The 6,926-nt window shown below is 67.5% G+C and carries 8 protein-coding genes; 5 read left to right on the forward strand and 3 right to left on the reverse strand.

Annotated elements, in window-relative coordinates; all coding sequences use genetic code 11:
• Positions 1 to 47 precede the first annotated feature (47 nt).
• Both K0S66_RS16125 and K0S66_RS16130 read right to left on the reverse strand, forming a co-directional pair.
• Positions 48 to 419 (reverse strand): tRNA-binding protein, encoded by a 372-nt coding sequence (locus tag K0S66_RS16125; protein WP_301076496.1) that lies wholly within the window; start codon positions 417 to 419, stop codon positions 48 to 50.
• On the reverse strand, positions 419 to 1,090 hold the full coding sequence (locus K0S66_RS16130) for a glutathione S-transferase family protein (RefSeq protein WP_301076497.1): 672 nt from the start codon (positions 1,088 to 1,090) through the stop codon (positions 419 to 421). Before K0S66_RS16130 ends, K0S66_RS16125 begins: the two co-directional genes overlap by 1 nt.
• Before the next feature lie 138 nt (positions 1,091 to 1,228).
• Here K0S66_RS16130 and K0S66_RS16135 point away from each other — a divergent pair, with 138 nt between their 5' ends.
• The 3 genes from K0S66_RS16135 to K0S66_RS16145 all read left to right on the forward strand — a co-directional run bounded on the left by K0S66_RS16135 (position 1,229) and on the right by K0S66_RS16145 (position 4,600).
• On the forward strand, positions 1,229 to 2,074 hold the full coding sequence (locus K0S66_RS16135; protein ID WP_301076498.1) for an enoyl-CoA hydratase-related protein: 846 nt from the start codon (positions 1,229 to 1,231) through the stop codon (positions 2,072 to 2,074).
• Positions 2,075 to 2,229: 155 nt separating this feature from the next.
• On the forward strand, positions 2,230 to 4,308 hold the full coding sequence (locus K0S66_RS16140; protein ID WP_301076499.1) for a S9 family peptidase: 2,079 nt from the start codon (positions 2,230 to 2,232) through the stop codon (positions 4,306 to 4,308).
• Between the two features lie 85 nt (positions 4,309 to 4,393).
• Positions 4,394 to 4,600: a hypothetical protein gene (locus K0S66_RS16145; RefSeq protein WP_301076500.1), complete on the forward strand. Its 207-nt coding sequence runs from the start codon at positions 4,394 to 4,396 to the stop codon at positions 4,598 to 4,600.
• 40 nt (positions 4,601 to 4,640) lie between these two features.
• Here K0S66_RS16145 and K0S66_RS16150 read toward each other — a convergent pair whose 3' ends face one another.
• Positions 4,641 to 5,627: a nitronate monooxygenase gene (locus K0S66_RS16150; RefSeq protein WP_301076506.1), complete on the reverse strand. Its 987-nt coding sequence runs from the start codon at positions 5,625 to 5,627 to the stop codon at positions 4,641 to 4,643.
• Positions 5,628 to 5,731: 104 nt separating this feature from the next.
• On the opposite strand from K0S66_RS16150, the gene K0S66_RS16155 reads away from it, so the two are divergent.
• Together K0S66_RS16155 and K0S66_RS16160 are read left to right on the forward strand one after the other, a co-directional pair.
• Positions 5,732 to 6,148, forward strand: coding sequence for a secondary thiamine-phosphate synthase enzyme YjbQ (locus tag K0S66_RS16155; protein ID WP_301076501.1), 417 nt, complete (start codon positions 5,732 to 5,734; stop codon positions 6,146 to 6,148).
• 4 nt (positions 6,149 to 6,152) lie between these two features.
• Positions 6,153 to 6,926 (forward strand): AarF/UbiB family protein (locus K0S66_RS16160; protein ID WP_301076502.1); only part of this gene is annotated, 774 nt, incomplete at its 3' end.

A 6,926-nucleotide genomic window follows, 5' to 3' on the forward strand; every position in this document is an offset into this window, starting at 1 on the left:
CATCCTGTTGCAATGCAGCAACAGTGGTGTGGCCGGAACGGGACGACCTAGAACAACCGCCCACCGTCCGGTACCGCGATGGTCGGTGCGGCCAGCACGACCTTTCCCGCCTCATCCGGAAAGCCCAGCGTCAGCACTTCGCTCATCACCGGGCCGATCTGCCGTGGCGGGAAGTTCACCACCGCCATCACCTGCCGCCCCACCAGATCAGCCGCCGAATGGTTCTCGGTGATCTGCGCCGACGATTTCTTTCGCCCGATCGCTGGGCCGAAATCGATCAGCAGCTTCAGCGCCGGCTTGCGCGCCTCGGGGAACGACTCGGCCGACACGATCGTACCGACCCGGATATCAACCTTCAGGAAATCGTCGAAGCTGATCGTCTCGGCCGCCGGCGCGGTCGCATCATGATGGGCGTGCATCAGAAATCCGGGTTTTCGTAATAATCGGGCGGTTCGATCCCGCTCATCCGCTCGGCCAGTAGCGGGCGGAAGCTGCGCCGGCTCTTGAACGCCGAATACCACGCCTTGGCGTGGGTATGCCCGGACCAATCGATCCCGCCGAGGTAATCCGCCACCGAGATATGCGCTGCGGCAGCGAGATCGGCGAGGCTGATCGTCGCGCCGGCCATCCATTTTCGGTGATCGAGCAGGTAATCGATGTAGTCGAGGTGCCCGATCGCCGATTTCATCGCCTCGCGCAGCCGCGCGGCGTTTGGCGACTGGCGCAGCACCAGCCGCTTCACCATGCGCTCCTCGATCAGCGGCTGGCTGACGTCGCGAAAGAACTGCGCATCGAACCAGGTCGTCAGCCGGCGAATCTCGGCGCGATTCGCGGCCGATCCGTTGATCATCGCTGCACGATCGACGGTCTCTTCGAAATATTCGCAGATCGCCATGGAATCGATCAACACCGTGCCGCGTTCGCCATCCACCATCACCGGAGTTTGCCCGGCGGGGTTCAGATGGAGGAACTCGTCACGACGCGACCACGGTATCTCCCGCACCAGCTCATAGCCGACGTCCTTTTCGCCCAGCAGGATGCGGACCTTGCGGGTGAAGGGACACAATGGGAATTGATGCAGCTGCCACATACGTCTTCGTTAAGCCGCGAAGCCGGACAGCGAAAGGCGCTTCGACGAACTTGCGCCACCGCATAGCGTGCGGGCCTGTGCCGCGTTATGCCTCACCTCAAGCGGACCTGCAGGATCCGCATTATCAGGGAGAGGCCGATGACCTTTGAACAGATCCGCTACACGATCGATGGCCCGATTGCGACGATCATGCTCGCGCGTCCGGAAAAGATGAACGCCTACACGGCGATCATGGGCGCGGAGCTTGCCGAGGCGGTGCGCAAGGCGGGTACCGAGGAAAAGGTGCGCGTCATCATCCTGACGGGCGAGGGGCGCGGCTTCTGCGCCGGCGCGGACATTTCCGGCGGCGCGGACAGCTTCGGCAGCGGCGGTCCCAATTTTGCCGCCGAGGGAAAGCCGCGCCAGGACGGCGGCGGCTTCGTCGGTGCGCTGTTCGACAGCCCCAAACCGATCATCGCCGCGATCAACGGCGCTGCCGTCGGCGTCGGCGCCACGCTCACCCTGCCGTGCGACATCCGCATCGCCGCCGATACTGCGCGCTTTGGCTTCGTCTTCGCGCGCCGCGGCCTCGTGCCGGAAGCAGGCAGCGCTTGGTTTCTGCCGCAGCTCGTCGGCTTGCCGCAGGCGTTGCGCTGGTGCCTGTCAGGCGCGCTGTTCGACGCCGAGGAGGCGCTGCGCGGCGGGCTGGTCAGCGAAGTCGTGCCGGCAGAGGATCTGCTCGCGCGCGCTCAGGAGATCGCGCGGGAGATTGCGCAAAATACAGCGCCCGTTTCCATCGCGCTGACACGCCAGATGCTGTGGCGCTTCGCCGGTGAGGCATCGCCCGCCGCGGCACTCAAGGTCGATGGCGCCTATGCGATGACCCTGGGAGCAGGTCCCGACGTTCGCGAAGGAGTCGCCGCTTTCCTTGAAAAGCGTGCGCCGGCCTTCCCGGGGCGGATCGCGACCGACATGCCGCCCGGCTATCCCTGGTGGCGCGGCTAACGCCCGCCTCGGGGCACCACCTCTCACCGGGGCGGTGATCGCTGCCCTGCGTCTCACGCCGCACCCATGCCCGAACTGCAATGCTGCGCGCACGAACCATTCTTGCGCGCCGCCACCCGCCGCGCTTCAACCGACTGTCCACCCGGAGTAACTCAATGCGCCGCTACGCTTTTCTCCTTGCCTGTTCCGTTCTCGCTACCCCCGTTCCGGCGCTTGCCCAGCAGCAGGCCACTGCCGCGCCGGCCGCCGGGCCGAGCCACACCTTCACCGGCAACGATCTGTTCGGCCTGTCGATTGCCGCCGATCCGCAGATCAGCCCCGACGGCCGCACCATCGTCTACGTCCGCCGCACCGGCGACATCATGACCGATCGGATGCAATCCTCGCTCTGGCTGATCGACCTCGCGAGCGGCAAGCAGACGCCCTTCTCCGCCAACGGCGGCAGCCCACGCTGGTCGCCGGACGGCTCGCGCATCGCCTATGTCGCCTCCGACGGAGACCGCGCGCAGTTGTTTGTGCGCTGGGTCGCAAGCGGCGCCAGCACGCGGGTTACCAGCCTGCCTGGTGATCCCAACAGCCTGTCCTGGTCGCCCGACGGCACCCGCCTCGCCTATATTGCAACCGTATCGGGCGAAGCGACGAAGCTGGGCAAGGCCCCGGCAAAGCCCGACGGCGCGAAATGGGCCGAGCCGCTCGAGGTGATCGATCGCATCACCTATCGCAACGACGGCCCCGGCTACCGCAAGCCCGGCTATGACCATGTCTTCGTCGTCGCGGCGGAAGGCGGCGCGGCGCAGCAGCTGACCTTTGGCCCATTCGACGATGGTGGCCCGCTGTCGTGGAGCGCAGATGGCCGCACGATCCTGTTCTCTGCCATCCGCGGTCCGGATGCCGAGCGACAGGTGATGAATTCCGAAGTGATCGCGGTCGACGTCACCTCGGGCGCGCTACGCACCCTCACCAGCCGCGATGGTCCGGACGGCTCACCGCGCTTCTCCAGCGACGGCAGCCGGATCGCCTGGATCGGCTTCGACGACAAGCGCCGCGCCTATACCAACGCCGAACTGTACGTGGGCGATGCCAATGCGGCAGCACCGCGCTCGCTCACTGCCTCGCTCGATCGCTCGATCGACGACGCGCAATGGTCGGGCGATGGCCGCGCGCTCTACGCCAGCTATGACGACAAGGGTCAGCGCAAGATCGCGCGGATCGGCCTCGACGGCCGCTCGACGGTGCTGGCCGACAACCTTGCCGGCGGCGGACTGGACCGGCCCTATACCGGTGGCGATTTCTCCGTCTCGCGGGGCGGCACCATCGCCTACACCGGTGGGGACGCGACCGCCCCGGCCGACGTGTGGGTATGGAACGGCGGCAAGGCGCGTCGCCTGACGAACCTAAACGCCGTGCTCACCGCTTCCAAGACCCTCGCGCCGGTACGCAAGGTTGCGGTGACGGCGCCGGACGGCCGACCGATCGATGCGTGGCTCGCCACCCCGCCGGGTTGGCAGCCGGGCACCCGCGTGCCGCTGATCCTTGAAATCCACGGTGGCCCGCACTCGGCTTACGGCGCCAGCTTCGCCACTGACGTCCAGCTCTACGCCTCGGGCGGTTACGCCGTACTGTGGACCAACCCGCGCGGATCGACCTCTTACGGCGCCGAATTCGCCAATCTGATCGACAAGAACTACCCCAGCCAGGACTATGACGATCTGATGGCCGCAGTCGACGCGACGATCGCGGAGGGCGTTGCGGATCCCAACAACCTGTTCGTCACGGGTGGCTCGGGCGGCGGCGTGCTGACGTCGTGGATCGTCGGCAAGACCGATCGTTTCAAGGCGGCGGCCACGCAGAAACCGGTGATCAACTGGATCAGCGAGGCGCTGACGATGGACAACACCCTCTTCACGTCGCGCTACTGGTTCACCAAGCTGCCGTGGGAGGATCCGATGGGCTATTGGAACCGCTCGCCGCTCAGCCTCGTCGGCAACGTCAAGACGCCGACGCTGGTCGTCGTGGGCAGCGAGGATTATCGCACGCCCGTCAGCGAGAGCGAGCAATATTACGCCGCGCTGCAAATCGCCAACGTGCCCACCGCGCTCGTCAAGGTGCCGGGTGCCAGCCACGGCGGCTTTACCAGCCGCCCGTCGCAATCTGCAGCAAAGGCAAGCGCGATCCTCGCCTGGTTCGATCGCTATCGCAACGCTGCGCCGGCGGTGACCACCCCGGCGAACTGAGCATCGGCATGGCGGCGGATCCGTGCGTTCGCCGCCATGCCGTGATCGATTGCGCGACTCGCCGCCAAGGCGTATTGTCGCACCCATGGAAAAGCGCCGTCAGTTCGCGATTGTCGCTGGCACCTTGTCGCTGGCCGCCCTCGCGATGATGGATCCGCCGAGCGCAGACATCCGCATCCTGACGCACGAGCGCGCCGACACCTCGCCCGCCCGCTTCCAGGCCGGCGTTGATCTGGGGCTCGCCAGCGCGTCCATCCTGGTCACCTGGACCACCAATCACCTGACGCGCTGAGCCACCGCCGGCCGGACGACGATGGCCCCGCTAGCTTTATTCAGGCGGCGCGCTGTTCCAGCGCCTGCGCCGCTTCCGCCATCAGCGCCGCGATGATATCGGCGAGCGGTTCTTCCTTGCTCACCATGCCGACCGACTGACCAGCCATCACGCTGCCATGCTCGACATCGCCGTCGATCACCGCGCGGCGCAGCGCGCCCGCCCAATAATGTTCGATCTGCAGCTGTGCTTCGGCCATCGCCAGACCGCCCTCGTCCAGCGCCTGCGCCACTTCGCGCTGCTTGGCGGTGAACAGCTCGCCGCCGGCATTCTTCAGCGCGCGCACCGGGATCACCGGCAGCCGCGGGTCGATTTGCACGCTCGCCACCGCGTCGCGCGCAGAGGCGCGGATGAAGGCCTGCTTGAACTTGGGATGCGCGATCGATTCGGTCGCACAGACGAAGCGCGTACCGAGCTGAACGCCGGCCGCACCCATATCGAGATAGCCCGCGATCGCCTCGCCGCGGCCGATGCCGCCGGCGATGAACACCGGCACGTCATTGGCGATCGCCGGCAGGATCTCCTGCGCCAGCACGCTCGTCGATACCGGGCCGATATGCCCGCCCGCCTCCGAACCCTCGATCACCAGCGCATCGACGCCCGAGCGGATCAGCTTCTTCGCCAGCGCCAGCGTCGGCGCAAAGCAGATGACCTTGGCGCCGCTCGCCTTGATCGCCTCCAGCGAGCCCTTGGGCGGCAGCCCTCCCGCCAGCACCACATGGCCGACCTCGTGCTTCGCGCACACCTCGATCAGCACCATCAGGTCCGGGTGCATGGTGATCAGGTTCACGCCGAACGGCTTGTCGGTCAGCGCCTTGGTCGCGGCGATCTCCTTGTCGAGCAGCTCGACCGTCATCGCGCCGCACGCGATCACGCCGAAACCGCCGGCGTTCGACATCGCGGCGACGAGGTTGCGCTCGCTCACCCAACTCATCGCGCCAGCCATGATGGCCACTTCGCTGCCGAGGAATGCGGCGCCGCGCTCCATGCGGCGGGCGAGACGGGCGGAACCGGCCTGAGGGGAACTTGGGCGCTCGATCGTGGTATCGTTCATCACCGCGCCGCTACACGGGTCGCGCGGCGGAGACAAACATGCGGCAACACGCCACCGAATTGATTGTTACCTCGCCCGGCCAGGGCCTTCACGAATTCACCCGCGACGTCACCGGCTGGGTCGCCTCGACCGGTGTCGATCGGGGCCTCCTCACCCTCTTCATCCGCCACACCTCCGCCTCGCTGCTGATCCAGGAGAATGCCGCCCCCGCGGCGCGCCGCGACATGGAACGCTACCTTGCCCGCATCGCGCCGGAATCGCGCGAGTACGAGCATGACGACGAGGGGCCGGATGACATGCCGGCGCACCTCCGCGCGGCGCTCACCGCCACCAGCCTCTCGATCCCCGTCGCCAAACGCCGCCCGGTGCTCGGCACGTGGCAGGGCATCTACCTCTTCGAGCATCGCCGCGCGTCGCACCGCCGGCAGGTCGCGCTTCAACTGATCGGCGAGTGAGGCGATGCTGGGAACGCTGAAAGTCGCCGCCCGCGATCGCGCCCGGCTGGGCGAAGTCGGCGCCGTCATGTCGCGCTTCGGCCTCGACGTGCTGCTCGCCCGCCTCGGCCTTGGCAGCGCGCAGGACCAACCCGAGCCGTTCGACCTCCCCGATCGCACCCGCCGCGCGCTCGAGGCGCTCGGCCCCACCTGGGTGAAGCTCGGCCAGATCATGGCGACCCGCGCGGATATCCTGCCGCCGGAATGGATCGCCGCGTTCGAACAGCTGCAAAGCGCCGCCCCGCGCGTGCCGTTCGAGGAACTGCGCCCCGCCGTGGAGGCCGCCCTCGGCGAGCCGCCCGAGACGGTGTTCGCCCAGTTCGACGCCGAACCGCTCGCTGCTGCGTCGATGGCGCAGGTCCACCGCGCCACGCTGCACGATGGCACAGCCGTGGTGGTCAAGATCCGCCGCCCCGGCATCCGCCCGCGGATGGAGGCTGACCTTCGCCTGCTCGGCGAAGTCGCGCGCGTCATGGAGCGCTCGAATGCGGAGGCCCGCCGCTTCGGCGCGACCAAGCTGATCCGCCAGCTTGGCAGCGCGATCCTGGGCGAGCTCGATTTCGCCAACGAGGGCCGCAACGCCGATCTGCTGCGGGAGGATTTCGCCCGCGACGCCCGCGTCCTCATCCCGCGCATCCATTGGGATTATACGTCCGAAGCGCTGATCGTGATGGATCACATCCCGGGCGTGCCGCCGCGCAATGCGCAGGTGCTGCGCGATGCCGGGATCGACCCCGCC

The sequence above is a fragment of the Sphingomonas sp. genome (assembly GCF_029239295.1).
Classification (GTDB): Bacteria; Pseudomonadota; Alphaproteobacteria; order Sphingomonadales; family Sphingomonadaceae; genus Sphingomonas.